Raw genomic sequence first — 23602 nt, 5'->3', positions numbered from 1 at the left:
GGCTCTGTTGCACGCTGTTTATGCGTGTGTATCCCTGTAGCATGCTGTTGCTCCCAGTAGAACGATCGAGTATTCTTGTCGCGTTAGCGACGTCGAACACAATTATCGAGGGGGGAACGGTGAGCGACGGCATTAATCCATGGATATCCCGACCCACTGACCCTGAGCCGGCATCTCCAACGACCAGCGCACCGTCTGTTGCGCCGCCCACAGGCCCGGTCGGGCCTCAGCGTGGGGTTCCGGCCCCGGATCGCGTCGACCAGCTGCCGACGTACGATCGCCCGCAGACAGCGCCCCTGTGGTGGCTCGGAGCGCACGGTGGTTCTGGTGAGTCGAGCTTGGCCGCGCTCGTGCCTGACTGGCTTGCTGCCGATCACGGTTGGCCGCGTCCCCCAGCGGGGATGCCGGCGCGTGTCGTTCTCGTCGCCCGCTCCCACGCTTATGGGCTGCGTGCCGCCCAGGCGGCCGCAACGCAATGGGCGGCCGGCCTCGTTCCGCACGTGGAACTGCTCGGCCTCGTTCTCGTCGCTGATGCCCCCGGCCGGCTGCCGCGCCCGCTGCGCGACCTGGCCCAGGTGGTCGGCGGCGGTGTCCCGCGCACGTGGAACGTGCCGTGGGTCGAATCGTGGCGTCTGGGGGAGCCGCCGGCTCTTGCGGATGCTCCGCGGGAGGTTCATCGACTCGTCGATGAGCTGAGCGCGCTGGTCACACCCGGTGCAACGGGCACCACCTACCGAAAGGAACAGCGATGAGCACGCTGCACACCATCCTGACCGCGGCGAACGACTTCCTGGCGCATGTCCCGGCGGTCGACATTCCGAACCCGAACCCGCAGCAGCCGCCCGGCACGGGCGGCATCACCACGATCATGGCGTGGTTGAAGTGGATCGGGTACGCGGTGGTCGGCGGCTCGATCATCGTTGGCGGCATCCTGATCGCGGTCAGCTTCCGCCGCGGCGAGGGCCACGACGCCCTCCCGAAGATTCTCTGGCCGATGGCCGGCGCGATCGTGATCGGTGCGGGTGCCGCGTGGATCGGCACCATCGCAGGAGGGTGAGGTAGTCGTGAGCGACGAGAACCAGAACGAGAGCCAGAGCCCGTTCACACGTCCGGGCTTCATCGCCGCCGCAATCGTCGTCGCGCTGATCGTCGTGTGCGGGATCATCCTCGTGGCCGTCAACGTGGGCAAGGGGAGCCCTAACGCGGCTCCCACGTCCAGTACGAGCACGTCTCCCAGCGTCATCTCGTCGCCCGGCCCCGTGTCGGGCGACTCGAGCGTTTGCGGCCTCCGTGGGGTCCAGCTTTCCGGTACCGTCAGCGCGGCTCCCGAGACGTCATGGAAGTACCAAGATGTGCTCGCCTACCCGACGTCGCAGACCGCCGGCCCCGGTGCCACGGCCGCGTCCGGATACCGATACTGCTTCCAGCACACCCCCGAAGGAGCGTTGTTTGCCTCAGCAAACTTCGCGATTATGTCGTTCGATCAGTCGCTCCGAAGCACGTGGCTCCCGTACGTACTGGCCCCCGGCCAGAACAGGGACAGCCTGCTCAGCTCCGGGCTCAATGCAGCGAACCCATCCGGCATTCGAGCGTCGATCGCGGGATTCCGCGTGCTGTCGTACGACGGCGAGCACGCGCAGGTCGACGTCGCCTTCCAGGCCACGACTTCCGGCCAGATCGTCACTGGGTCGTTCGTCGCGAAGCTCATTTGGTCTGGCGGCGACTGGAAGCTCGACTCGTCCGCGCAGAACCCGGCGCAGGTTGATCAGCTTCCGAATCTTGCCGGGTACACGGCCTGGGCGGTGGGATGACCAATGGCTGGACAAGACTGCGGATTCCTCGGCACCGGCTGCGTCGTGCAGGACTGGGTGAACAGCGCGGTCGGTAATGCGATCGACAACATGGCGAAGGCGGTCCAGGAGGCTTTCGGTAAGGCGGTGGCCTCGCTGGGAACGGTGTGGGTGAACATCGGCACTCCGAACCTGACGGGATCGGGTGGCAGCTCGTCGATCGCCGCGGGGTCGTCGGCTCCGAATTCGGAGGGCATCACGACGGTGCTCAGCTATGTGACGTGGGTGTCCTTGGCCATCTGCGGTATCGCCATGATCATCCTCGGGATGATCGTGGCTTCTCGCTTGCGATCGGGGCAGGGGATTGCGGCGGTCGGCCGCGCCGGCATCATCTTGGGCGCGGTGGTCCTGATCAGCGGGGCGAGTTCGCTCGTCTCGACGATCATCGCCTCGGGGCCAAGCGGCGCCGGAGGCGCGGTCGCGTTTCTGCAGGCGGGGCTCTGGTGGTACATGGGCGCGCTGGCCGTGCTGTCGGTGATCATCGGCGGTGCCCGGATGGCGTGGGAACAGCGCGCCGAACCGGGACGGGAGACGCTGAAAAGCCTCGTGACGCTGATCATCGTCGCGGGTGCCGGCGTGACCGTCGTCGGCCTCCTCGTCGCGGCGTCCGACTCGTTCTCGGTGTGGATCATCAACAAGTCGCTGGACTGCGATGTGGCCGCGACCGGGTCCACGTGCTTCGGCACGAACGTGCTGAACCTGCTGGCGCTGACGACGAACCCGGCCGCGGGCGGCCTGGGCTCGCTGCTGATCATCATCTTGGGGCTGATCGCGATCCTCGCGACGGCGTTTCAGATCGTGCTCATGGTCGCCCGCGGGGGCATGCTCGTTATCCTGACGGGCATCCTGCCGCTGTCGGCGTCGTTCACGAATCTCGAAACCGGCAAGGCGTGGTTCCGCAAGAACGTCGGCTGGCTGCTGGCGTTCATCCTCTACAAGCCGGCGGCGGCATTGGTGTACGCGGCCGCGTTCCAGCTCGTCGGCACGAACGTGTTCAAGGACGACGGGACGGGCCTGCTGGCCGTGCTCACGGGCCTCATGCTGATGGTGATCGCGCTGTTCGCGATGCCGGCACTGATGAGGTTCGTCACTCCGCTGGTCGGCTCGATGGCTGGTGGCGCGGGTGGCGCGATGGGCGTGGCCGCTATGGCCGCGCTTCCGACCGGAGCTGCGGCGCTGGGACGTCTCGGGACGGGTAGCGGTAGCAGCGGCTCCGATGGGGGCACTGGGAGCACGAGTTCGACCGGCTCGACCGGATCGCCCTCGGGCAGCCGCGGCGGCGGCGGTGCGCCTACGTCTCAGCCCGGCGGCGGCGGTGGTGCGTCCACGGGTGCAGCGAAGTCGACTGGTGCGGCCACGGGCTCCGGTGGTGGAGCTGCGGCCGGTGGCGGAGCTGCGGCCGGTGGCGCGGCCGCTGGAGGCGGTGCTGCTGCGGGTGGCGCGGCGGGTGGTGCGGCCGCGGGTGCGGCTGCCGGGCCGATCGGAATGGGCGTGGGGGCAGCGGCCGGCGTGGTCGCTGACGGCGCGAAGAAGGCCGCACAGGCCGTTCAGAGCGTTGGCGAACAATCTACGGAGGGAGGCCCCAGTGGTGGCCGTTGATTCAACTCAGGAAGGCCCTCGGACCTACGGCAACTGGCGGCGTCCGACGTCGCCGGGCCTGCTGGGTCTGGGCACGGTGGGTACGGGCCTGCTGTTCGTGGCCCTGTTCGCGATCCTGATCGCGCTCATGTCTGCCGGCATCCTGGCAGCGCTGATCACCGCGGCGATCGCGGGCGGTCTGCTGCTCCTCCTGGTGCTCAAGAACGCCGATGGGCGCAGCGTCCTCTCCCGCGCCTCCAACCGGATCGGATGGGCCTCCGCCCGTTCGCGCGGGACGCACCTCTACCGGTCCGGCCCTCTGGGCCGCACCGAGTGGGGCACCTACCAGCTTCCCGGCGTTGCGGCAGCGACGCGGCTCAGCGAGCACACGGACTCCTACGGGCGTCCGTTCGCGCTCGTCTACACGCCCGTCAGCAAGACCTACGCCGTGGTGATCGGGACCGAGCCTGACGGCGCGTCGCTGGTCGATCCGTTGCAGGTCGACACCTGGGTTGCCGACTGGGGTCACTGGCTGTCCCACCTGGCCGACGAGCCGGGTATCGAGGGCGCTTCGGTCGTAATCGAGACGGCCCCGGAGTCCGGCACCCGCCTGCGCCGCGAGGTCGAGCTGAATCTCGACCCGGACGCTCCCGAGTTCGCCCAGGCGATGCTGCGGGAAGTCATCGACACCTACCCCGCCGGCTCGTCGACGGTGAAGGCGTTCGTGACCCTGACCTTCAACGCGATCCCGCGGAAGGGTGCACAGCCTCGCAAGCCGGACGAGATGGCGCGCGAGCTCGCGGCACGCCTGCCTGGCCTGACCGGCAACTTGCAGGCCACCGGGGCGGGTGCCGCTCGCCCCCTCGCGGCGCAGGAGTTGTGCGAGACGATCCGGATCGCCTACGACCCGGCGGCCGCACAGCTCATCGACGAAGCGCACGCCCAAGGTGAGACGCCCGAGCTGTCGTGGCCGGACGTCGGGCCGACCGCGCATCAGGCGTCGTGGTCGGACTACCGCCACGATTCTGCGACGTCGGTCACCTGGGCGATGACTCAGGCTCCGCGGGGAACGGTGCAGTCGGGTGTTCTCGCCCGGCTGCTGGCCCCGCATCGGGATATCGCTCGCAAGCGGGTGACGATCCTCTACAAGCCGATCGATCCGGCCCGTGCGGCCGGACTCGTGGAGTCCGACCTGACGGCCGCGCAGTTCCGTGCCAGCGCGACGCGAAAGCCGCAGGCGCGTGACACCCTCGCGGTGCGCGCCGCGGCCGCGACCGCGCAGGAGGAGGCATCCGGCGCCGGACTGGTGAACTTCGCCATCTTGGTCACCGCGACGGTGCTCGACCCGGCCAGGGAGCCGGAGGCGGCCGCCGCGATCGACAACCTGTCGGCCGGCGCGCGCCTGCGCGTGCGCCGTGTGTACGGGTCGCAGGACTCGGCTTTCGCGATGGCGCTGCCGTTGGGGCTGATCCCGACCAAGCACGTTCAGGTTCCCTCCACGCTCCGGGAGCGGGTGTGATGACGATGGCGACGAACAAGAAGCGCAAGAGCACCAAGAGCCCCGCTCAGAAGGCGCAGACGACGACCGAGCCGCGCCCGCTGCGCCCCAGTGGGCGCGGCTGGATCGGTCGCGGCCGCGGTACTGCCGGATACGTGCAGGCACCCGTCGAGTACCGCGGCACCACCGTTCAGGTGTGCGGGCTGTGGCCGTTCTCGGTGGGTACGGGCGCACCGCTCGTGGGCGTGCCGCTGGGGCGGCACCTCTACACGGGTGCGACGGTCTGCGCGGACCCGATTTCGTGGTTCCAGCGCGCGAAGCTGATCAGCAACCCGAGCGTGTTCGTGCTCGGCTTGCCGGGCCTGGGGAAGTCGACGACGGTTCGACGGATGGCCGCCGGCTTGGCCGGCTTCGGCTCCATCCCGTTCATCCTCGGAGACTTGAAGCCGGACTATGTTGACCTGATCGAGGCCCTCGGCGGACAGGTGATCCGCCTGGGCCGCGGCCGCGGGCACCTGAACGTTCTAGACCCTGGCGAGTCGACAGAAGCCGCGCTGCGGCTGCGTGAGGCCGGGTATGAGAAGGAGGCGGAGGAGGTTGAGGCGGATGCCCACGGCCGACGCCTCACGATCGTCTCTGCCCTGCTGACGATCCTGCGCAAGCAGCCGCCGTCCGACGTCGAGGAGTCGATCGTCGACCAGGCGCTCCGCATCCTGGATCGTCGCTTCGTCGACCAGGTGCCGGTGCTCGCCGACCTGCTAGCGATTGTCCAGGAAGGCCCGGCCGAGCTGCGCGAGGTCGCCGTCGACCGTGGCGACTTTGCCGAGTACCAGCGCACGACCCGCGGGCTGGAAGCATCGCTGATCAGCCTCGCCCGCGGCGGCCGCCTCGGGGAGACGTTCTCTCGGCCGACCACGAATCCGATGCGCCGTGACCGTCCGGTGGTCTACGACATTTCCGGGCTAAAAGAGACCGACGTCGACCTGCGCGCCGCGACCCTGCTTGCCTGCTGGTCGAACGGGTTCGCCACGGTGAACGTGGCGAACGCTCTAGCTGAGGCCGGCCTAGAGCCGCAGCGCCACTACTTCGTGATCATGGACGAGCTGTGGCAGGCGCTCCGCTCCGGTAGCGGCATGGTGGATCGGGTCGACTCGCTCACCCGTCTGAACCGCCAGTTCGGTGTCGGGCAGGCGATGATCACCCACACGATGCGCGACCTCGACGCTCTCCCCACGGAGGAGGACCGGATGAAGGCGCGCGGGTTCGTCGAGCGTGCCGGCATGGTCGTGGTCGGCGGCCTTCCGCACTCGGAGATGCCGCTGCTGACCACCGCCGTGCCGTTCTCGCTGGCGGAGCAGAGTCTCCTCACCGGCTGGTCTGCGCCGCCGTCGTGGGACGCCACGACCGGCAAGGAAACGGAGCCTCCCGGCCGCGGCAAGTTCTTGATCAAGGTGGGTGGCCGCCCCGGCATCCCGATCACGGTCAAGCTGACCGAGACGGAGCGCTCGACCAACGACACGAACAAGCGGTGGCACGCGCAATCCCGTGTCGGCCGGCGCCTGCACGCCGTCGAGCCGGAGGAGGCGGTGTCGTGAGCACGCCGAACAACCGCCGCCGCGACCCGGGCGGCCTGTCGGCGGAGTCGATTCTGCTCGCCGCCGGCATCGTGATCGTCATGGTCGGTGTGGTCGGGGTGAACCTCGCGGTTCGGCTCGGCCACCAGCTCGACCACACGGGGATCACTCTCAGTAGTGACCCCTTCACGCTGACGTTCGAGGTCCTCATGGGCAAGGTGCCGTGGCCGGCGTCGGGCACGTGGATCATCGCCGTGGTCGCGGCGATCGTGCTCGTCCTCGCCGTGCTGATCATTGTGGCGATCGCCCGCTACCGGAAGGGGCGGACCCGCGTCGACCGATCGGCCGCGTACCTGGGCCGCGGCCGCGACGTCGCGGACCTCAGCCGCAAGAGCGCTCTGGAGAAGGCTCAGCGCCTCGGCGTGCCCGACGCGCCCGGTGTTCCCATCGGGCGCACTGTCGCGTCAGGGCAGCCGCTCTACGGCTCCTGGGAGGACATGCACATTGACATCTGGGGGCCGCGCACCGGTAAGACGACCAGCCGCGCCGTGCCGGCGATCCTGGCCGCTCCCGGCGGGGTGCTCGTCACCTCGAACAAGCGCGACGTCGTAGACGCCACCCGCGACGTGCGGGAGAAGGCCGGGCAGGTGTGGGTGTTCGACCCGCAGGGCATCGCTTTGGAGGAGCCCACCTGGTGGTGGAACCCGCTGAGCTACGTCACCGACGAGGTACGCGCCGCCAAGATGGCCCAGCACTTCGCCTCCGGCTCCCGCGACGCGGACGCCAAGACAGATTCCTACTTCGATCCGGCCGGCAAAGACCTCCTGGCCGGCCTTCTCCTCGCCGCAGCGCTGGACGGCCGCCCGATCACGGACGTGTACACGTGGTTGACCCGGCCCGCCGATGACACGGCGGTGGAGATCCTTCGACAGCACGGCTTCCCGCTGACCGCCGACCAGGTGGCCGGCGTCATCGACGCGCCGGAGAAGCAGCGCGGCGGCGTCTACGGCACCGCCCAGCAGATGGCATCGTGCCTGACGAACCGTCAGGTCGCCCGCTGGGTGACCCCGTTGGGCGGGAACGCAAGCGATCGGCGGCCGCAGTTCAGCCCGGAGGCGTTCGTGCGCGAGGGCGGCACGCTCTACAGCCTCTCCAAGGAGGGCCAGGGCACCGCCGGCCCGCTGGTGACCGCGCTCACGGTCGCCGTGGTGGAAGCGGCGGAGGAGCTGGCCGCTCGGTCGGCTGGCGGGCGCCTCAGCACGCCGCTTCTGGGCGTCCTGGACGAGGCGGCGAACGTCTGCCGCTGGCGCGACCTGCCGAACCTCTATTCGCACTACGGTTCGCGCGGCATCGTCCTGATGACGATCTTGCAGAGCTGGTCGCAGGGTGTGGAAGTGTGGGGCGAGTCCGGGATGCGCAAGCTGTGGTCGGCCTCCAACGTGAAGGTATACGGCGGTGGCGTCTCGGAGGCCGGCTTCCTCGAAGACCTCTCGCGGGTGATCGGTGACTACGACCGGCTCTCCTCGTCGACGTCGAGCGGGCGCGGGCAGCGCACGGTGTCGCAGCAGCTCCACCGTGAGCGCATCCTGGACGTCGCGGACCTGGCCGCGTTGCCCAAGGGGCGCGCCGTGGTGCTTTCCTCGGGTTCTCGGCCGACGCTGATCCGCACTCAGCCGTGGATGACCGGCCCGCACGCGGCCGATGTGCGGGCGTCGATCGCCGCGCACGACCCGCAGGCGCAGCACACGATCAGCGAGGCGCAGCACGAGGTCGCCGCCGTTGAGGCGACCATCGGGAGTGAGGCGCGATCGTGAGCGACTGGGGCGAGGACGACTACGAGCCGCAGGACGCCGGCAGTTCGTCGACGACTGCGGCAGCTCCGGCCGGTGGCCGGGCGTTCGGGATCGACGTGGGCGGCCTGGCCGACGAGCTGGTTGATGCCGCGGTCAAGTCGTTGGTGCGCAAGGAAGTGTCGGCCGTCGCCGCCGATGCCGTCAAGGACGCCCTGACCGACGATGTGCTGGACGCGCTTCGTGCTCGGGCTGAGACGGCGGCCGCCGCGGCGATCGCCGCACAGCTCGAAAATTCCGGGCTCGACGAGGGCACCGCGGCGGATGTGCCGGACGCGGCAGAGTCGGTCCTGACCTACGGCAGCGTCGACGAGTTCTTGCGTGAGTATCTGCGCAGCGTGTACCGGCGCAAGATCGACGGCAAGAACCGGGTGTGGGCGGCCGAATGGTGGAAGTACGACGAGGCGGTGATCCGTCTCGAAGCGCTCTGGCGCTCCTGGGAGTTCCTGCGCCGCGATCCCTCGACCGGTATGAGTGTGTGGTGGCGTGACCACGCTGACACGCACATGGCGGTGCTGATGGACCCGCAGGGGCCGTTCGCGCCGGCCGACGCGATGGCCGCGGAGAACCAATGCAGCAAGGGTGACCCGCTGCCCTACAAGCGACCACCGGAAGGGCTGTTCCCCGACGTCCGCGAAGCGACCGCCGACTAGGGGTGTTGCCGCCTCGGCCGGTCACCCAATAATTGACCCACCGTCGATCCCCCAGCGACGGGGCACGAAGAAGGGCCGCGCTCCCTCAGCGCGGCCCTTCTCCCTGTCCGGTGTCCGGTTCAGCGGCTCTGTTCGTTGCGCTGCACCTGGACCCCGCGGCCGCGCGCCTTGCGCGCCTTCGGTGCCTTGGCCGGACCGCCAGCGGCCACAGCGGCGGTGGCCGGCTTCGCCTGGCTGACGTCTGCGCGCATCCGGGTCGCGATGACCTCCTGATCGATGCCCTTGCTCTCCAACTCCGCCGCGGTGGACGCGCGCCGTTCGGAGCTGTCGTAGGTGGCCGCGCTGTCCTCTCGGGCAGCGCCGGCGCTCACGGTGCGCTCGTCCGCGTCGGCCTGAGCTCGAGTACGCTCCTCCGGGTCGGGCTCGTACTCGGCCGCGGCGCGCTCCTGCTCCGCCAGGCGGTCCTGCTGGTCCGCCTGGGTGAGGAGCTGCTGTGCCTCGACGTTCTCGACCGCAGAGCGCTGTCGTTCCGCGTCGGCCTGCGCACGCTCCTGTTCGGCGCGCTCCACGGCAGTACGGACCGCGGCCGCGTCGGCGCCCGTGTCGGCCGGGTCGACGCCGTAGCGGGTGCGCAGCTCCTCGCGCATCCTCTCCTCGGCGCGGGCGGCCTCCGGGTCGTCCTGCGCCCACGCGCGGGTGGTCTGGTACGTGCGGCCGATCTGCTCGGGCGTCGATCGCTCCCACCAGTCCGACCGGTAGACGTCGGCGTACTCGGTGCGTGCCGTGCGCTGCTCGGCCTCGAACCGTGTCCGCAGCTCGCGCGCCTCACGCTCGCTCGCGGCCTGGGCTCGCCGCAGCGCGTCCTCCCGTGCTCGGGCGATGCGCTCGCCCACCTGTCCCGCAGCGGTCACCAGCACACGGAGCTGTCCCTCGAACGCCTCCGCGATCCCGTCGCTCTCCTCGGCCATGATCGGCCCCCCTTCCTATTCCTGCCCGCCGCGTTGCGACGTGACTTTGTTGTGCGACTTCACATGCAGCCCCAAGGCCTTGATGGCTGCTTCGATCGACCCGTGCTCCGCGATCACGCGAGAGAAGATCACAGCGTTTAGGCGCGCGTCCTCGGCGGCATCGAAGGAGGTTGCCTTGTTACCGACACCGAGCCCGACGTGGAGCGACCACCGGCGGGACGCCGTGGTGGGGTCTACGAGCCCGTACCGCACCACCTGCGCATCCAGCGTGTTTCCCCCGGCTGTGAATGCCTCGATCGACAGCTCCAGGTCGGTATCGGTGCCCGGCACTCCCCACTCTTGTGGGGTTAGGTGTCGTATCGCTTCCATGCCATCCAACCAACGCAAATTTGGCTGTTGGATAGCGGCAAGGTCAAGGAGCCGGCGTAGTTGCGCGCGATCGAATCGCGCGCCGTATGCGGCCGTGTAACCCTCGCGTAGCCGCGGCTCCAACGTCGACCAGACCTCGCGCAGCGACGGCGGTCGAGCCCTCGTGTGCTCCGGCATGAAGCTTTCGCTCATGTCGACGAGCTCCGCGAGCTCGTCAGGAGTGAACGCGCCGTGCAGCGGCGGCTCCACCTGATCGCTCTTGCGGGCCATCCATACCTTCCACGCCTCGACGCGCTGAGCGGCGCACCAGTCGTCCCACGAGTAACCAATGTCTGGTCGCATGAAGCGGTGCAGCTGGACTGCACCGACGCCGGCTGCGTCAACCTCGGCCAGGCCGATGAAGCCTACGGGCTGGTCAATTCCGCCTGGCTCGATGTCGATAGAAACGACCGTGGCACTCATCGCTCTGTCCCGTCCCGTCCCGGACGTGGTGCCGGCCGGCGAGCTGGTGAGTCATCGGGTCGCAGCTCCCGCGGGACGGCGAGCCTGGCGTGCCGCTCCGGCCGGCGTTCAGCCGGTCGAGCATGGCACGAGTCTCAGCGTCGAGCGCGGGAGCCTCTGTCGCCACGCTGCCCTGCTCCTCGACTACGGCAGCCTGGCCGACGCTACGGGCTGGCGGAGTCGGCAACGCTGCGTGTACACGCTCCAATCGGTCGCGCGCATCCGCTAGAGCGGTACGCGCGTAGCGGTCCTGACGTGCGGCCTCCGCCACCTTCATGACGGCAACGGTGAGTGTCAGCATCTCTCGCACAAGAGCCGCTTCACCGACAGTGCCTTGCCCTCCGCGTACCGCGCTTGCCAGGAACAGCGCAGCCCCGGAAATAGCGATCGTTCCCGCCTTCGCCGGAGGCGGGGTGCGTCGATACGTCTGCGCCGATCGAGACAACGCCTCAGCGGCCGCAGCGATATCACCTGGCGTCTCCTCCACGGCGTTCGACCATGCAGCGAGAGCGCCAGCGGTCTGCCGTGCCACCGTGGCCCACGTCTCGCGATCGTCAAGCGGAACGCGCGCCAGCTCGTCGACAGTACGCGCCAGTCGCTCGCTGTGTCGCAGTGCTTGATCGTTCGTCGGCTCCAGCCGTTCGCGACCAGGTGCCACAACTCGCCGGCCACGCTTGGCCGCGTTCCATTCGGCCACCGCCGCGGTAGCGCCTTGCGGGGTGTCCTCCCACCCGTCGCGCAGCCGCGGCAGCGTGAGGTCGCGGCCAAGGTGGCCGCCGCCGTACCAGATCGGACGTTCCCCGGCCGTGGGTCGTTCGGCCACCGAGTAGCCGGTCACGACGTCAGTACGCCCGTCAGCGTAGCGAGGGCGTACGAGCAACCCTTCACGCCGCATCCGGCGCACGAACTCGGCTTCACTCCGACTAGCGCCAGCACACCCTCGGACCTTCAACGCCAGCAGGTAGCGGGGCTGATCGGTGCGCAGCTCGGCGCTGATCCGAGCCTGCCGATCGGGGCCGGTCAGATGTTCCCAGCGTAGGGCGTCATCGCCCAACTGCGGGCGGGTGCGTTCGTACTTCGCGCGTGCTCGCGACCGTGCCTGAGCCTCCCGCTCGGCCGGGTCGTACCCGCGTGTGGAGCGCTCTGCGCGCACCGATTCCAGCTGCTCCAATCCGTACTTCACTTCAAGCGCTCGGGCCGCGACCTGGGCGCGGTGGAAGTCGTTGTGGATCGATGCCTTGGTGCCGTCCTCGCGAACCAGGTTCACAGCGATGTGGATGTGGTCGTTGCCGTTCGAGGACACACCGTGACGGACGGCAACCCACCGGCACGGCGCCTTCGTCCCCTCGTTGTCGTCGAACTCCATCGCCGTGATGAAGTCGTTGGCGATCGCGCCCCACTGCTCGTCCGCGAGCTGCCCTTCGTCGGCGCGCAGCGACAGCGAGCAGTGCCACACGTGACCGCCCGGAACCTCGACACCGAACACAGCCCGCGGCTTGTCCAAGTGACGCGCGATCGACAGCGCCGCGTCGCGTCCGAGCTCCGCGTCGTCGTGCCACGCCATCAGCGCCGGATCGCCCGCGACCAGGTGCGGTTCGGTGTGCTCGTTCGACCGGCCCGGGCCGGTGAGGTACGTCATCAGTCCCGACATGCGATCGCCGCGGACGACGTTCGGCATCACGACGCTGCACCGCTCAGCTCGTCGACGAATGCGTCGATCCGATCGGCCACCTCGCGGACCTTCCGCAGCGTCGCCACCATCTCAGCCTGCACGTCGCCAGTCGCGTTCGTCGCCTTCGCCATCTGGTTCACGTTATTCGCAATCGTGGCCAGCAGCCGGTGCGTGGAGAACATTTGCGCAATGACCTCATGCCGCACCGACGCATTCGACGCGGCGGCCGCAGCTCCTCCAGCGAGAGCGGAATCCACAAGCAGCTTGGGCACGCTCACCTTGTACTGCAAGGCGAGCGCGAGGAGCTGCCCCTCTTCCTCCGGAGTGACGCGGACGACATGACGGTGCCGGCGACCGCCCTCGACGCGACGGCGGCGTGCCTGGCGGCGCGGCTCCTGCTCCCCCGCGGTGTCAGAAACGGCCATGCCGTCACCTCTTCTCGGCCCAGCGCAGCGACCCCGCCTAACGCGGGGACCACACGTCCAGTGTGCCGCATCCTCGACCTTGTGTCGAGGATCAAGCCCGATCCGGTTACCGGATCGTATAGCTTGCTCCGTCCCTCCGTCCGGGACTCCAATCGCATTTGCTAACATCGTCAGACGGGAGTGGTCGCGGCTTCGCCGCGGCTGCTTGTCAGTGTGTCGATGGGCGTCGACGAGAGGCGCTCAGCTCCGTACCATTAGTGCATGGCTACGCAACTGACACCAGAGGAAGCAATCGAGCGCGCGCGACGTCTACAGGACGACCGGCTCAACGCCGTTCGCAGCGTCGCGGAGGCGCGCCAGGCGCTCGTCGATGTGCGCGAGCAGACCGACCGCGAGCTGAGCGAGCTGCAAGCGAGGATCGCGGAGCGGATCGCCAACGCAGAGCGCGACGACGTGCGCGCCTACTCCGCCGCAGTGAGCGCCGGATGGACCGCGGAGGAGCTTCGCAAGATCGGGTTCTCCGAGCCCGACAAGAAGGCTCGCACCCGGCGACGCGCAACGCGCAAGCCAGCGAACCGACCCGTCTCCGAGGCGGCCACCGAACCAGCGCAGGAGACGTCCTCGCAGGGTTGACCACGCACTCACGAAAGGCCCCACGTTCCGCTCTGCGGCGTGGGGCCTTTCGCATGCCCCCGCGCTGCGGGGGTTGCACTCCGCTACGAGGCCGTCAAGGGCGCTACGCGTCCCTTCGGGAGAGCCCTACGGGCTCCCCTTGACCGCCTCTCCACTGCGTGCAAGTCGGCCAGTGTTCCGTTGAAAGCAGCCAGCTCGTCGCAAGCGCCGAACTGCCAACTTTCAATCGGACACACAACAACCGGAAGGCCGAACGATGAACAGGGAAACCGAGCAGATCGAGAACATCGGAGGGTACGCCGTACCCGTCGACCCGATGGACGAGATGGGATGCGACTCGTGCCAGTGAACGACGACCAGAAGCGGCCCACGATGCTCACACCCAAGGCCCTCGCCGCGCAGCTCGGCGTCGACGTCGAGCACCTGCGCCGCCTACGGGATCAGGGCATCGGGCCGGCCTACATCCGCATCACTCCCCGCACCGTCCGATACCTCAGCTCAGAGGTCGCAGAGTGGCTGAACGACGAGCAGTGAACAGCTCCGATTTGGGGGATTTTGGGCTAGGGGATGAATTGCTCGGGCAGGCTGAACATGCGATCTAGAAGCGGCTCTAAATGCGCGATTGCAGCTCGGTGCTGTTCCTCCGTGAACTCCTCGATCAGAGGCGGGTCGTCGTCCGTCCAGCCGGTGGCTTCTGCCGCGATCGTCAGATCCCATCGGTTCCACCGCAACCGTCCTTGTTCGCGTAGTTGCTCCTGGAACTGTCCCTCGATTCCGAGCGGTCGGAACCGGTTGGCGTCGTTGGGCGACAGAGCCCCGCGCACCTGGTCGATCGCGAGGGTGTATCCGGCGATGAAGGCTGTTACCCGGTCGAACCGGATCGGCAATCCCAGGAACATGCCAGGTCGCTTGATGAACGCGCCCGCCATGATGAGCTGTGATGGGGCGCTCGCCTGGTGTTCACTCATCGTCCATACCTCCTTCAGGCCGACGGCTGGCTCTGGTCGTGCTTCGCAAGCGCGCGCGCGACGGATGACTTGCCGACGCCGAGCACGGCCGCGATCTGTGCGATGCTGTCGCCCTGCTCACGCATCCGCGCGGCCGCGGCGGTCCGTTCCGCTGTCATCACCGAGGGTCGGCCTCCCACGCGACCCTCAGCGCGCGCGTGAGCCAGGCCCCGTACGGTGTTCTCCCGGATCGTGTCGACGCGGAGCTGCGCGAACACGGCAACGATGCCGAACAGGGCTCGGCCCATCGGGGTTGTCGTGTCGATGTCCGGCTCGGTGAGGCTCTTGATGTTCACGCCCCGCTCGTGCAGGTCCGTGATCGTCTCGATGGCCATCTTCTCGCTGCCCGCGAGGCGATCGAGCCGGCGCACCAGCAGTGTGTCGCCGGGGCGCAGGTAGTCCAGGCATGCGAGCCACTGCGGGCGGTCTTTCACACGGCTGGACTCGCCGTGGTCGACGAACACCCGCCCGGCGCCTGCCGCGCGCAGCTCGGCCTCCTGGGCTGCCGGGTTCTGGTCATGACGCGACACCCGCGCGTATCCGACAACGTTGCTCATCGCCCCATCCCTCGATCCATGCCATACCGAGCTCCGGACGTGTGGGGGGCACTCCCGCGCTCCTGGATGCCGCCTGCCGGCGGCGTTCTCCGCGTGGCTTCAGTAGCGGGTTGCGGAAAACTCGCGTGTAGCGCCGAGCTGACGCCCGCCGTGCTCGACAGGGACGGGCTCTGCCGTGGAGCTTCGGAGCTCATGAGCCTGGCACCGAGATAATCGGCCAGCGGCTTGGTGTTGCCGACGACGGCGCGCAGCCGAGCGGTGCGCAGCTCGTCCACGTTGACGCGCCGCCAGTCGATCGGGTGCCCGGCTCGCTCAGCGAGCACGGTGACGTAGAGGCTTTGGCTGCGCGTGTTCCCGTCACGGTAGGGATGGATGGCCGAAAGGTCCCCCCAACGGTCTGCGAGCCGCGCAGCGAACGTGTCGGCGTCCAGCCCCGTCAGGTAGTCCTCGCGGTCGAGCTGGTCGAACAGGCGAGTGAGGTTGGGCTCGATGTACTCGGGACGGCAGTACGCGATCCCGACCCCGGTCGCTTGCACGTCGACGTCGCGGAGCTTACCGGCGATGCCAGGCACGATGCGCTCGAACAGCCGCGTATGGATGCGGCGCAGGTAGTCGTAGTCCAACCGATCCGGCGTCGGCTCGGTGCGCAGCTCCGCCATTGCGACAGAGGCATAGTCGTTCATCGCGGCATCGAGCCGGGCGGCGTTGCGTATCCCCTTCGAGTTGACGAGCACTCCCCCGCTGTCGGGGTAGGTGTACTTGTCGTCCTCACTCACCCTTGGGCGTACTTCGCGTCCAGCTCGACGTACGCCTCAGCAGCGGTCACACGACCGTCGAGGATGCGACGAGCGCGATCAAGCGCTTCGTGATCCGGGAAGTGACCGGCAAGCTGCTGAGCCTTCTCAATCATCGACAGCTCGCCATCAACGTCGACAGTCGGTTGAATCGTCGCGGTGCTGCGGGCCATGCTGGCTCCTCTCGCCTGTTCCGTCCATTCTATCACTTATCCCGAAAACGTTATAGGCGGCATTTCGGGTCAAATTGGTTTCGGGACTGAGTTTCGGGACGGGATTTCTCGGCTGTGACTTTGGTCGCTGTGTGGCGGTTTTCTGGCGGTTCTTGGTGGCGGCTTGGTTGTGAGTCGCGGCGCTAAATGGCGGCTTTCTGGCAGCGCTATTTGGCGCGGTCGCGTTGGAGTTCTCGGTAGATCGTCGCGCGGGAGACGCGCAGCAGTTCGGCGAGCTCGCTCTGGGTGTGAGTGCCGGCGGCGTGGAGGGCGAGTAAGTGCTTGCGCTGGGCTGACGAGAGTTTCGGCTTCTTACCTTTCAGTCTGCCGTTGGCGCGGGCAACGGCCATTCCTTCGCGGGTTCGCATGCGGATGAGGTCGGCTTCGAATTCGGCGACCATGCCGAGGACGTTGAACAGGAGCCGGCCTACCGGGTCGGTGGGGTCGTAGATGCTGCCGCCGAGGCTGAGCGTGACGCCTTTGCGGGTGAGTTCTGCTGCGATGTCGCGTGCGTCCGGTAGGGAGCGGGCGAGCCGGTCGAGTTTGGTGACCACGAGGGTGTCACCGGAGCGCACCGCTGCCAGTGCCGCGCGCAGCCCGGGCCGCTCTCGGTTGGTGCCGGTCAGCCCGTGGTCGACGTGGATGTTCTCGACATCGACGCCGAGCGCCCTGAGCGCGTCGCGTTGCGCGGTGAGGTCTTGTTCGGCGGTGGAGACGCGGCCGTATCCGATCAGCATGAGAACAGTGTTGCAGTTAGCGTCCCATCAGCGGGCATTTCATCGGGCGGGTCTAACGGGCATTGACCTTCGCCCGCACTCCCGCGTGATGACGCGGTTCACACACGCAGGCCCCAGCAGTCGAGGACTGTGCGCTGGTCGACCGCCTATCGGACACGCGATTGCAACTCGTCCGCGTCGTTTGGCGACAGCTGATCATCTTCGTCGTCGCACTGTCGGCCGTGGTCGCCGGGTGGGAGGCGATCGACCGGTTCGTCCATCCGCGCCCGGTGGAGAACGCGTGGTGGCTGATCGCCGCCGGTCTGGTCGGCTTCGCCGGCAACGAGCTTGTCGCAATCTACCGAACCGCGTTGGCCGGAAGATCGGCTCCGCGGCGCTCGTCGCCGACGGTGTGCACGCGCGACTGGATGGCATCACCTCGCTGTCGGTTGTGCTCGGCGCAATCGGCGTCCTTCTCGGGTTTCCGATCGCCGACCCGATCATCGGCCTCCTCATTGCGATCTCGATCCTGATCCTGCTGGGGGGGACCGCGAAGTCCGTCGGGGCGCGCCTGATGGATGCTGTCGACCCGGGTCTGATCGACCGCGTCGAGCGCAGCTTGACGCACACGAAGGGCGTGACCGGTATCCGGAGCGTCAAGCTGCGCTGGGTCGGCCACCGGCTCCTCGGCTCGGCAGTCATCACGACGAACGCCGAAAACCTCCGCGACGCCACGCACGTGGCAGAGCACGCGACCGAACACGTCCGCGGCGAGCTGCGCAACCTCGACGAGTTCGTCGTCACCCCCATCGCCGCCGATCGCTGATCAAACCGTGCGCCTTGAGAGGCGGACTTCCGGCGGATACGCAAGGCCACGACGGGACCACTCACGGCTCCTGGTCAATAGAGTGCCGTCTTGAGCAGGATCACCAGAATGCCGAGTAGAGCGCTGATCAGCGCTGCGGTTATGCAGGCCCACCATGGTCGAGCGCGAAGCCAGAGGACGAGGTAGCCCAGCAGAGCAAGCATGACGACGGCGACCCAGAGTGCGATCGATATGCCGGTGTCGGTCGTCATCACACCGAAGGCCGCGAGCAGCAGGGGAATGGATGGGACGACGGCTGCCTCCAACATGCCGCTGGATTCCTTCAGCGCTTGTCTGATCGAATCTCTTATCCGGTCTCGGAGATGGTCGGCATGCCCGTGGGAACCGAGCGCAGTCGAATAGACGTGAGCGACCCAGAACACGACGACGCTGACGACGGCGAAGATGAGCACTTGCCATGCCGAGCTTGATTCCTTGAGACCGATCGAAGTCGCAGCGACGACGCTCGCATAGACGATCGTGCCGTAGATCGCAGCGGGGGTACCGATGTGCCCCAATAACGTACGGCGTGCGTCGTCGGTCGGCGCGTGCGAGGGTGGGCTCAGTGAGCCCCGACCGGTCATGGTTCACATCATCCGTTTGCCGGTCCGCGGTGGCAAGAGGAGCCGCTGCGCCGACGAAGTGCGACCGATGGGCTCTGAGAGGGGCCTCTCACAGTTGAACTGGGTACGCTGAGCCGAGCAAATGGAGGTAGAGGTGAGTAGAACGCTGCGCGTGGTGCACATCTTCCTACTCGTCCTTGTCGCCGCGGTGATCGCCGGCGTCGGCTTCGGCCACTCTTCCGATGCAGCACACGCAGCCGTGGGCACGTCTTGGTCACAGCCAGTGAGTGTCGGCGACACGGATTCCAATCACAGCGATTCCGAATTCTGCGCGGCGTTGTGCGCCACGGCGGGCGCTGCGACCCCGATTCATGATTCGTTGGTCGTGGTCGAAGTCCGATTCAGGACCGAGCGGCCGACGCCGGCTGCTGTGGCCATTCCGCAACGAGAGTCGCCCGCGCCGCCTTCACTGTTGGGACTGCTGGGCATACTTCGAATCTGATCACCGTCCGTTCCGGGATTTTGCACGCGCACGCCCTGCTCGGCGAGCCGTGTGTTCGACGGTTTGTGAAGGTGAAGATGGACGACTTTTGGACCAATGCTCTGTGGTCTCTGACACCAACGGTGTTGGTGGGACTCGTTTTCTGGTTCGTGCTGCGATCAATATTTCGCGCTGATCGGCGTGAACGTGAAGCGTACGCGCGCGAGGAGAAGCGGCAGCGCGCGCAACGCGTGTCGGCAGCCGGTTCCGCGCAGGCCGGTGAGCAGGATCCGTCGTGACCGGGGCAACGTCGACGCGATCCGCCCCAACGCGAGGTGCGATCGCTGCGCTTGCCGCTCTCGCCATTACAGCGTTGTCTGCTGCGCTGGTGCTGGCATTGCTCACCGTCCAGCCGGATGGGTCGATCTTCAATCCGGGGCCGGCGGTGACGTATGGGTTGCCGGCTGTGAAAGTGGTCGTCGATCTGGCGGCTGCGGCCACGATCGGTGTGCTCGTCGTTGCAGCTTTCTGCGTACCGGTCGGATTACGGTCGTGGAACCGGCTCCTGGACGCGGCGCCCTGGTGTTCCGCCTGCTGGCTGGTCGCCAGCTGCATTGCTGCGGTCATGACCTCGATCAGCTTGACGGGGCCGGTTGAGGCGAACATGCTCGGTCCTAGCCTTGCTCAGTTCTTCACACAGATCGCGGTCGGCCAAGGGTGGTTCGCCACAATCCTGATGACTGCGACGATCAGTGTTGTGGCGTTCGCGGCCCGTGGGCAGGCAGGCGTGGCCGCGGCTGCCATCTTGGCTTTCGCTGCGCTGGTTCCACTCGCGCTCCAGGGGCACGCCGCCGGGGCTGGAAATCACGTCACGGCGACGGTTGCGCTGTGGCTGCACGTCGCGGGAGCGGCGGTGTGGGTTGGTGGTCTGGCCGCGGTGGTCTATGTCGCGACCGTTGATGGGCGCACATTTGTTGCGTTGGTGCGTCGCTATTCAGCGATCGCACTGGCGGGGTTGTGCGCGGTGACCATTTCCGGGTTGGCAGGCGCACTCGTTCGTCTGAGCGATCCAGCACAGCTCCTGACCACGGACTACGGTCGGCTCCTGTCCGTGAAGGTGGTCGCCCTCCTCCTTCTGGTGGCGTTCGGATGGGCGCAACGAACCTACGTGATTCGACGGTTCGGTTCCATGGATGCGCCTGCGCTGCGGCGCCGGCTCGCCTTTGGCTCCCTCGCTCTCTGGGAGCTTGTGGTTATGGGCGTCGCGATGGGGACAGGAGCAACGCTCTCTCGGACAGAGACTCCGGGTGGTCAGATCCTGTTGGCGACGAAGGCTGAGCAGCTCACTGGTGACCGGTTACCGTTGGCACCGGGCATCGCCCGGCTCATGGACGCGTGGGTGTTCGACGCCGCAGCGGTGCTCGTTGTAGTCCTCGGCTTTGGGTCCTACCTCTACGGCGCGATCGCGGCACGTCGAAGCGGCAGCTGGCCCCGATCGCGGATGGTCGCCGCGATCGGGTGTGCCGTGGTCATCGTGTTCGCGTTCTGTTCGCTTCCCGGGGCTTATGCAACGTTCTCGTTTGCGGCGTACACGACTCTGCTTCTGCTCGGTGGTGTGCTTTCGGCAATTCTGGTTGTCGCAGCGCAGCCGATTCGCTTGCTTCAGACGGTCGTGAGACTTCGGGGGGACGGCAGCCTCGGTACGCGCGAATGGACGAGCTGGGTACTAGGAAGTCGAGCGATGGCAGTGCCGCTCCGGACGCCGTGGCTGTCGGCTTGTGCTCTGGTTGTGCTGCTCGGCACCGTGTTTCTATCGCCGTGGCTGGGTTGGGCGGTGCAGGACCCGGTGGGCCGGACCCTCACGACAGTCCTGGTGTTCGGGGTGACGACGCTGTTCGCTGCGTCACTGTTGCGCACGCTCGGCGAAGGACAGCGCCTGTTGGCGCAGGCGGTGGGGATCGCCATGGCGGTGGTCCTGGCAGTGGGCTTGCTCGCGGTCGTGGTCGCTTTCGTCCCCGGAGGTATCCTCCCTGCGTGGTACGGGGTGACCTTGCCCGCGTTGGGCGTGACTCCCGCGCTCGATCAGCTCATCGCGGCCGTGCTGCTCTGGGCGATCGCCGCCATTGCTGTGTTCGTGCTGCTGCTGGTTTTGGGTCAGCGGGTGGTCGAGGCTCGGCCGGAGTCTCCAAGACCGGAGCGAGCCTGAGATGGATGGGCCTGTGTACTTGCCGGAGGAGCCACCGGGCTTGGAGGCCTTCCTAACCTGGGCTCCGCAACCGGTGCCGCTTCTCCCAGTGGTAGGCGTCCTTCTCGCCCTCGCCTATGGGTGGGGCGTTTGGTTGCTAGCGTGCCGGCGTATTGCATGGCCGTGGTGGCGCACCACTCTCTTCGTGACCGGCTGCGGAGTTCTCGTCGCATTGACCGGTACGGGGCTGGAGGGCTACGGCTATCGGATGTTTTCGGTGTTCATGTTTCAGCAGCTCACCCTGATGATGACGATCCCGCCGCTGCTGATTTTGGGGGCGCCGGGCACGCTCCTACTGAAGGCGGCGCCGGCGAGGGGGCGTTGGCGCCTCGTTCGGCGATTGGCTCTCACCGGTCTGAGGTCCCGGCTTGCCCGTCTGCTGTTGCATCCGGGGTTCATGGTCCCGCTGTTCCTGATGGTGTTCTACGGGCTCTATTTCAGCGGCATCGCGTCGACATTGCTGGGATCCGTGGCCGGGCACCTCTCACTCGAGGTGGTGTTCTTGGCCGCGGGCGTCCTCTTCACTCTGCCGCTGATCTCTCCTGACCCATTGCCACATCGCCAATCGCATCTCGGTCGCCTGTTGGACATGTTCATCGAGATGCCCCTTCATGCGTTCTTCGGGGTGATCGCGATGATGGCGACCGTACCGCTGGTGGGCTTCTTCGCCCGGCCGCCGGCGGCGTGGAGCGTTGACGCTGTTGCTGATCAGCGCATCGCTGGCGCGTTGGCGTGGTCCTATGGTGAGCTGCCGTCGCTGATTATCGTGCTGATCCTGTTGTTCGCGTGGGCGTCCGACGACACCCGCCGAGCGGAGGCCGCCGACCGCCGGAAAGATGTGGAAGGCGACGCGGAGCTCGATGCGTACAACGCTTGGCTGTTGCGGCTGAATCGCCGCTGAGCAAGCTATTCCTTGCTGGCGCGTCGCCGGTTGAGTTCGGTGGCGAGCCAGAGTCCGCCGCCGGCGAGGATCAGCACGACGATGATGATCACGACCACCAGCGCGATCGGCGTCCCGGAGGACGAGTTCGCGGCCGTCGGGGGGCTGGTTGGTGAGGCGACAACGGAGGGGGTCGGCGTTGCCGATGACGTCGGCGTCACGGTCGCGGTGGCAGCGGCCGGGATGGGCCCGGCGTAGCTGAAGGTGTAGCTGCCGTCGATCGGATGCCCGTCGGCGGAGACCGTGCGCCAGGACACTGTGTAATCGCCTTGATCGGTCATCAGAACGGCACGGGACAGGGTCCGGTCCTGGATGCGGAGTTCGCCGGTGGTGACCTCGTGGCCGCCCGGACCGACGGCCTGGATGACGATGCCGCCCTGGAGGCCGCTCAGCGGTGCCTCGTTGAAGGTCAGCACGATCTGGTCCAGCTTTTCGGTGACGGTTTGGCCTTGGGCCGGATTGGATTCAGTGAGAGCATCGTGTGCTTCGGCAGGGGGCGCGGTCAGGCAGTTGGCGACCAGAGCGAGCGCGACGACTCCCAGGAGGGCAAGGACCCTCCACAGGAAACGGCTGGGCTCGGCGGCGGCGCTGGGGGCAGTCATCAATGGTCCCTGTGTTACTCGTGTGCGGAATGCTCGTGGCGGCTGTGCTGCGGGGGCTCGAACTGGAAGGTGGAGTGTTCGATACTGACCTCGAAGTGACTTGCAACGCAGTCCTGCAGCTTGTCCAGGAGCTCGGGCAGACGCCCGTTCTCGAAGGTATCGGGTTCCACGATGACGTGTGCGGTGAGGACCGGCAGCCCGGTGGCGATCTGCGTGGCGTGCAGGTCGTGGATGTCGACTACCTCCGGCAGCTCCAGGACGTGATTGCGCACGGAGTCGAGGTCGAGGCCGGGCGGTGTGGATTCCAGCAGCACGCTGGTCGTCTCCCGCAGCAACTTGAACGCACGCGGGAGGATCAGTACTCCGATGAACATTCCGGCCAGCGCGTCAGCGGCACCCCATCCGGTCAGTCCGATCAGGATCGCAGCGACGATGACCGCAACCGAACCGAGCGCGTCGTTCATCACCTCGAGGAAGGCGGCGCGGAGGTTGAAGTTCTCGCTTCGGCTGGAGGCCAGCACGGTCAGCGAGGCGATGTTGCCGACCAAGCCGATGATGCCGAAGACCAGCAGCTCGGTGGAGGGAATCTCCGGCGGCTCGAACAGCCGCCGAATGCCCTCGATCAAGACGAACACGCCGACCCCGAGGAGGACGGCGGCCTGCGCGGTCGCGGCGAGCACCTCAGCCCGCCGGTAGCCCCAAGTGCGCTTGTTCGTAGCCGGTTTGGTGCTCAGGTACGACGCCACCAACGCCATCGCCAGCCCGGCAGTATCGGTAAGCATGTGGCCGGCGTCGACGAGCAACGCCAGGGAGCCGGTGAGGACCGTGCCGACGACCTCGGCAATCAGGATGACGAAAGTGATGCCGAACGCGATCGAGAGGCGAACGCGATGGCGTTTGGCGGCCTCGCCGAAGAGTTCCATCGTGCTGCCATGGTCGTGGCCATCCATGCGACCTCCTTTCGCCATCACCCACTTTACGTCAATACATGCGAATATGTAAATTAGTTAATGTAGTTGAGAACCGTAATCAGAACCGTTCTCGGTACG

General features: G+C 67.3%; 27 protein-coding genes. 15 read left to right on the top strand and 12 right to left on the bottom strand.

Annotation, left to right across the window (positions count from 1 at the left end; genetic code table 11):
* Positions 1 to 20: 20 nt before the first annotated feature.
* From P5G59_RS20800 to P5G59_RS20540, 8 genes are read left to right on the top strand one after another with little or no spacing between them, the layout of a single operon-like run.
* A complete protein-coding gene (locus tag P5G59_RS20800) occupies positions 21 to 752 on the top strand; it encodes a DUF6668 family protein (protein WP_307794843.1) in 732 nt (243 codons plus the stop codon).
* Positions 749 to 1057: a hypothetical protein gene (locus tag P5G59_RS20570; protein WP_021756266.1), complete on the top strand. Its 309-nt coding sequence runs from the start codon at positions 749 to 751 to the stop codon at positions 1055 to 1057. The genes P5G59_RS20800 and P5G59_RS20570 overlap by 4 nt, the downstream gene beginning before the upstream one ends.
* Positions 1058 to 1064: 7 nt before the next feature.
* On the top strand, positions 1065 to 1811 hold the full coding sequence (locus tag P5G59_RS20565) for a DUF8175 domain-containg protein (RefSeq protein ID WP_021756267.1): 747 nt from the start codon (positions 1065 to 1067) through the stop codon (positions 1809 to 1811).
* A 3-nt stretch (positions 1812 to 1814) separates the two neighbouring features.
* Entirely contained in the window at positions 1815 to 3449 is a 1635-nt protein-coding gene (locus P5G59_RS20560; RefSeq protein WP_185279202.1) for a TrbL/VirB6 family protein, read from the top strand.
* Positions 3439 to 4947 (top strand): SCO6880 family protein, encoded by a 1509-nt coding sequence (locus P5G59_RS20555; RefSeq protein ID WP_374113197.1) that lies wholly within the window; start codon positions 3439 to 3441, stop codon positions 4945 to 4947. Before P5G59_RS20560 ends, P5G59_RS20555 begins: the two co-directional genes overlap by 11 nt.
* Positions 4947 to 6521, top strand: a complete 1575-nt coding sequence (locus tag P5G59_RS20550; RefSeq protein ID WP_021762744.1) for a P-loop NTPase family protein — start codon at positions 4947 to 4949, stop codon at positions 6519 to 6521. The genes P5G59_RS20555 and P5G59_RS20550 overlap by 1 nt, the downstream gene beginning before the upstream one ends.
* Positions 6518 to 8314, top strand: coding sequence for a type IV secretory system conjugative DNA transfer family protein (locus P5G59_RS20545; RefSeq protein WP_241706175.1), 1797 nt, complete (start codon positions 6518 to 6520; stop codon positions 8312 to 8314). Before P5G59_RS20550 ends, P5G59_RS20545 begins: the two co-directional genes overlap by 4 nt.
* On the top strand, positions 8311 to 9003 hold the full coding sequence (locus tag P5G59_RS20540) for a DUF4913 domain-containing protein (RefSeq protein WP_021762746.1): 693 nt from the start codon (positions 8311 to 8313) through the stop codon (positions 9001 to 9003). The genes P5G59_RS20545 and P5G59_RS20540 overlap by 4 nt, the downstream gene beginning before the upstream one ends.
* Positions 9004 to 9122: 119 nt before the next feature.
* Here P5G59_RS20540 and P5G59_RS20535 read toward each other — a convergent pair whose 3' ends face one another.
* Genes P5G59_RS20535 through P5G59_RS20520 form a run of 4 tightly spaced genes read right to left on the bottom strand, consistent with a single transcriptional unit; the run spans position 9123 to position 12938 of the window.
* The gene (locus P5G59_RS20535) at positions 9123 to 9971 is read right to left on the bottom strand and encodes a hypothetical protein (protein ID WP_021762747.1); all 849 of its coding nucleotides are present in this window, start codon (positions 9969 to 9971) and stop codon (positions 9123 to 9125) included.
* 15 nt (positions 9972 to 9986) lie between these two features.
* Positions 9987 to 10802, bottom strand: a complete 816-nt coding sequence (locus P5G59_RS20530) for a 3'-5' exonuclease family protein (RefSeq protein ID WP_021762748.1) — start codon at positions 10800 to 10802, stop codon at positions 9987 to 9989.
* Positions 10756 to 12519, bottom strand: a complete 1764-nt coding sequence (locus P5G59_RS20525) for a relaxase/mobilization nuclease domain-containing protein (protein ID WP_363324719.1) — start codon at positions 12517 to 12519, stop codon at positions 10756 to 10758. The genes P5G59_RS20530 and P5G59_RS20525 overlap by 47 nt, the downstream gene beginning before the upstream one ends.
* Complete coding sequence (locus tag P5G59_RS20520; protein WP_021762750.1) at positions 12519 to 12938, bottom strand: MobC family plasmid mobilization relaxosome protein; 420 nt, start codon at positions 12936 to 12938, stop codon at positions 12519 to 12521. The genes P5G59_RS20525 and P5G59_RS20520 overlap by 1 nt, the downstream gene beginning before the upstream one ends.
* A 261-nt stretch (positions 12939 to 13199) precedes the next feature.
* Between P5G59_RS20520 and P5G59_RS20515 the strand changes: the two genes are divergently transcribed.
* Positions 13200 to 13571 carry a hypothetical protein gene (locus P5G59_RS20515; RefSeq protein ID WP_021762751.1) on the top strand — a complete coding sequence of 124 codons (372 nt, stop codon included), beginning with the start codon at positions 13200 to 13202 and terminating at the stop codon, positions 13569 to 13571.
* 330 nt (positions 13572 to 13901) lie between these two features.
* Positions 13902 to 14105 (top strand): helix-turn-helix transcriptional regulator, encoded by a 204-nt coding sequence (locus P5G59_RS20510; RefSeq protein WP_115698368.1) that lies wholly within the window; start codon positions 13902 to 13904, stop codon positions 14103 to 14105.
* A gap of 26 nt (positions 14106 to 14131) precedes the next feature.
* Here the strand turns inward: P5G59_RS20510 and P5G59_RS20505 are convergent, their stop codons facing one another.
* From P5G59_RS20505 to P5G59_RS20485, 5 genes are all read right to left on the bottom strand, one after another.
* A complete protein-coding gene (locus P5G59_RS20505; protein WP_021762753.1) occupies positions 14132 to 14539 on the bottom strand; it encodes a hypothetical protein in 408 nt (135 codons plus the stop codon).
* A gap of 14 nt (positions 14540 to 14553) precedes the next feature.
* Positions 14554 to 15135 carry a recombinase family protein gene (locus P5G59_RS20500; RefSeq protein ID WP_021762754.1) on the bottom strand — a complete coding sequence of 194 codons (582 nt, stop codon included), beginning with the start codon at positions 15133 to 15135 and terminating at the stop codon, positions 14554 to 14556.
* Positions 15132 to 15911 (bottom strand): Fic/DOC family protein, encoded by a 780-nt coding sequence (locus P5G59_RS20495; RefSeq protein WP_021762755.1) that lies wholly within the window; start codon positions 15909 to 15911, stop codon positions 15132 to 15134. Before P5G59_RS20495 ends, P5G59_RS20500 begins: the two co-directional genes overlap by 4 nt.
* Positions 15908 to 16102: a hypothetical protein gene (locus P5G59_RS20490; protein WP_039921998.1), complete on the bottom strand. Its 195-nt coding sequence runs from the start codon at positions 16100 to 16102 to the stop codon at positions 15908 to 15910. The genes P5G59_RS20495 and P5G59_RS20490 overlap by 4 nt, the downstream gene beginning before the upstream one ends.
* 206 nt (positions 16103 to 16308) lie before the next feature.
* Positions 16309 to 16878 (bottom strand): recombinase family protein, encoded by a 570-nt coding sequence (locus P5G59_RS20485; protein ID WP_021762757.1) that lies wholly within the window; start codon positions 16876 to 16878, stop codon positions 16309 to 16311.
* Between the two features lie 283 nt (positions 16879 to 17161).
* Here P5G59_RS20485 and P5G59_RS20480 point away from each other — a divergent pair, with 283 nt between their 5' ends.
* A complete protein-coding gene (locus P5G59_RS20480; protein WP_308458017.1) occupies positions 17162 to 17683 on the top strand; it encodes a cation efflux transmembrane domain-containing protein in 522 nt (173 codons plus the stop codon).
* Between the two features lie 74 nt (positions 17684 to 17757).
* Here P5G59_RS20480 and P5G59_RS20475 read toward each other — a convergent pair whose 3' ends face one another.
* A complete protein-coding gene (locus P5G59_RS20475) occupies positions 17758 to 18306 on the bottom strand; it encodes a hypothetical protein (protein WP_039922000.1) in 549 nt (182 codons plus the stop codon).
* A gap of 133 nt (positions 18307 to 18439) precedes the next feature.
* Here P5G59_RS20475 and P5G59_RS20470 point away from each other — a divergent pair, with 133 nt between their 5' ends.
* From P5G59_RS20470 to P5G59_RS20455, 4 genes are all read left to right on the top strand, one after another.
* Positions 18440 to 18787, top strand: a complete 348-nt coding sequence (locus tag P5G59_RS20470; protein WP_185279203.1) for a hypothetical protein — start codon at positions 18440 to 18442, stop codon at positions 18785 to 18787.
* Between the two features lie 77 nt (positions 18788 to 18864).
* Positions 18865 to 19065 (top strand): hypothetical protein, encoded by a 201-nt coding sequence (locus P5G59_RS20465; RefSeq protein WP_081703938.1) that lies wholly within the window; start codon positions 18865 to 18867, stop codon positions 19063 to 19065.
* Positions 19062 to 20972, top strand: coding sequence for a cytochrome c oxidase assembly protein (locus P5G59_RS20460; protein WP_081703939.1), 1911 nt, complete (start codon positions 19062 to 19064; stop codon positions 20970 to 20972). The genes P5G59_RS20465 and P5G59_RS20460 overlap by 4 nt, the downstream gene beginning before the upstream one ends.
* Position 20973: 1 nt before the next feature.
* Positions 20974 to 21912, top strand: a complete 939-nt coding sequence (locus tag P5G59_RS20455) for a cytochrome c oxidase assembly protein (RefSeq protein WP_115698372.1) — start codon at positions 20974 to 20976, stop codon at positions 21910 to 21912.
* A gap of 5 nt (positions 21913 to 21917) precedes the next feature.
* Here P5G59_RS20455 and P5G59_RS20450 read toward each other — a convergent pair whose 3' ends face one another.
* Both P5G59_RS20450 and P5G59_RS20445 read right to left on the bottom strand, forming a co-directional pair.
* Positions 21918 to 22553: a copper resistance CopC family protein gene (locus P5G59_RS20450; RefSeq protein ID WP_021762764.1), complete on the bottom strand. Its 636-nt coding sequence runs from the start codon at positions 22551 to 22553 to the stop codon at positions 21918 to 21920.
* A 14-nt stretch (positions 22554 to 22567) separates the two neighbouring features.
* On the bottom strand, positions 22568 to 23503 hold the full coding sequence (locus tag P5G59_RS20445) for a cation diffusion facilitator family transporter (RefSeq protein WP_021762765.1): 936 nt from the start codon (positions 23501 to 23503) through the stop codon (positions 22568 to 22570).
* Positions 23504 to 23602: the final 99 nt, after the last annotated feature.

It is taken from the genome of Leifsonia virtsii (assembly GCF_030433675.1).
Classification (GTDB): Bacteria; Actinomycetota; Actinomycetes; order Actinomycetales; family Microbacteriaceae; genus Leifsonia; species Leifsonia virtsii.
The sequence above is the reverse complement of the archived record's forward strand: the minus strand, read 5'-3'. Positions and strand labels throughout refer to the sequence as shown.

What these genes read in the sequence shown, in the direction of transcription:
- P5G59_RS20800 (WP_307794843.1), top strand. Translation starts at nt 21, where the DNA reads ATGCGTGTGTATCCCTGTAGCATGCTGTTGCTCCCAGTAGAACGATCG.
- P5G59_RS20570 (WP_021756266.1), top strand. Translation starts at nt 749, where the DNA reads ATGAGCACGCTGCACACCATCCTGACCGCGGCGAACGACTTCCTGGCG.
- P5G59_RS20560 (WP_185279202.1), top strand. Translation starts at nt 1,815, where the DNA reads ATGGCTGGACAAGACTGCGGATTCCTCGGCACCGGCTGCGTCGTGCAG.
- P5G59_RS20550 (WP_021762744.1), top strand. Translation starts at nt 4,947, where the DNA reads ATGACGATGGCGACGAACAAGAAGCGCAAGAGCACCAAGAGCCCCGCT.
- P5G59_RS20535 (WP_021762747.1), bottom strand. Translation starts at nt 9,971, where the DNA reads ATGGCCGAGGAGAGCGACGGGATCGCGGAGGCGTTCGAGGGACAGCTC.
- P5G59_RS20530 (WP_021762748.1), bottom strand. Translation starts at nt 10,802, where the DNA reads ATGAGTGCCACGGTCGTTTCTATCGACATCGAGCCAGGCGGAATTGAC.
- P5G59_RS20525 (WP_363324719.1), bottom strand. Translation starts at nt 12,519, where the DNA reads ATGCCGAACGTCGTCCGCGGCGATCGCATGTCGGGACTGATGACGTAC.
- P5G59_RS20520 (WP_021762750.1), bottom strand. Translation starts at nt 12,938, where the DNA reads ATGGCCGTTTCTGACACCGCGGGGGAGCAGGAGCCGCGCCGCCAGGCA.
- P5G59_RS20515 (WP_021762751.1), top strand. Translation starts at nt 13,200, where the DNA reads ATGGCTACGCAACTGACACCAGAGGAAGCAATCGAGCGCGCGCGACGT.
- P5G59_RS20510 (WP_115698368.1), top strand. Translation starts at nt 13,902, where the DNA reads ATGCGACTCGTGCCAGTGAACGACGACCAGAAGCGGCCCACGATGCTC.
- P5G59_RS20505 (WP_021762753.1), bottom strand. Translation starts at nt 14,539, where the DNA reads ATGAGTGAACACCAGGCGAGCGCCCCATCACAGCTCATCATGGCGGGC.
- P5G59_RS20500 (WP_021762754.1), bottom strand. Translation starts at nt 15,135, where the DNA reads ATGAGCAACGTTGTCGGATACGCGCGGGTGTCGCGTCATGACCAGAAC.
- P5G59_RS20490 (WP_039921998.1), bottom strand. Translation starts at nt 16,102, where the DNA reads ATGGCCCGCAGCACCGCGACGATTCAACCGACTGTCGACGTTGATGGC.
- P5G59_RS20485 (WP_021762757.1), bottom strand. Translation starts at nt 16,878, where the DNA reads ATGCTGATCGGATACGGCCGCGTCTCCACCGCCGAACAAGACCTCACC.
- P5G59_RS20475 (WP_039922000.1), bottom strand. Translation starts at nt 18,306, where the DNA reads ATGACCGGTCGGGGCTCACTGAGCCCACCCTCGCACGCGCCGACCGAC.
- P5G59_RS20465 (WP_081703938.1), top strand. Translation starts at nt 18,865, where the DNA reads ATGGACGACTTTTGGACCAATGCTCTGTGGTCTCTGACACCAACGGTG.
- P5G59_RS20455 (WP_115698372.1), top strand. Translation starts at nt 20,974, where the DNA reads ATGGATGGGCCTGTGTACTTGCCGGAGGAGCCACCGGGCTTGGAGGCC.
- P5G59_RS20450 (WP_021762764.1), bottom strand. Translation starts at nt 22,553, where the DNA reads ATGACTGCCCCCAGCGCCGCCGCCGAGCCCAGCCGTTTCCTGTGGAGG.
- P5G59_RS20445 (WP_021762765.1), bottom strand. Translation starts at nt 23,503, where the DNA reads ATGGATGGCCACGACCATGGCAGCACGATGGAACTCTTCGGCGAGGCC.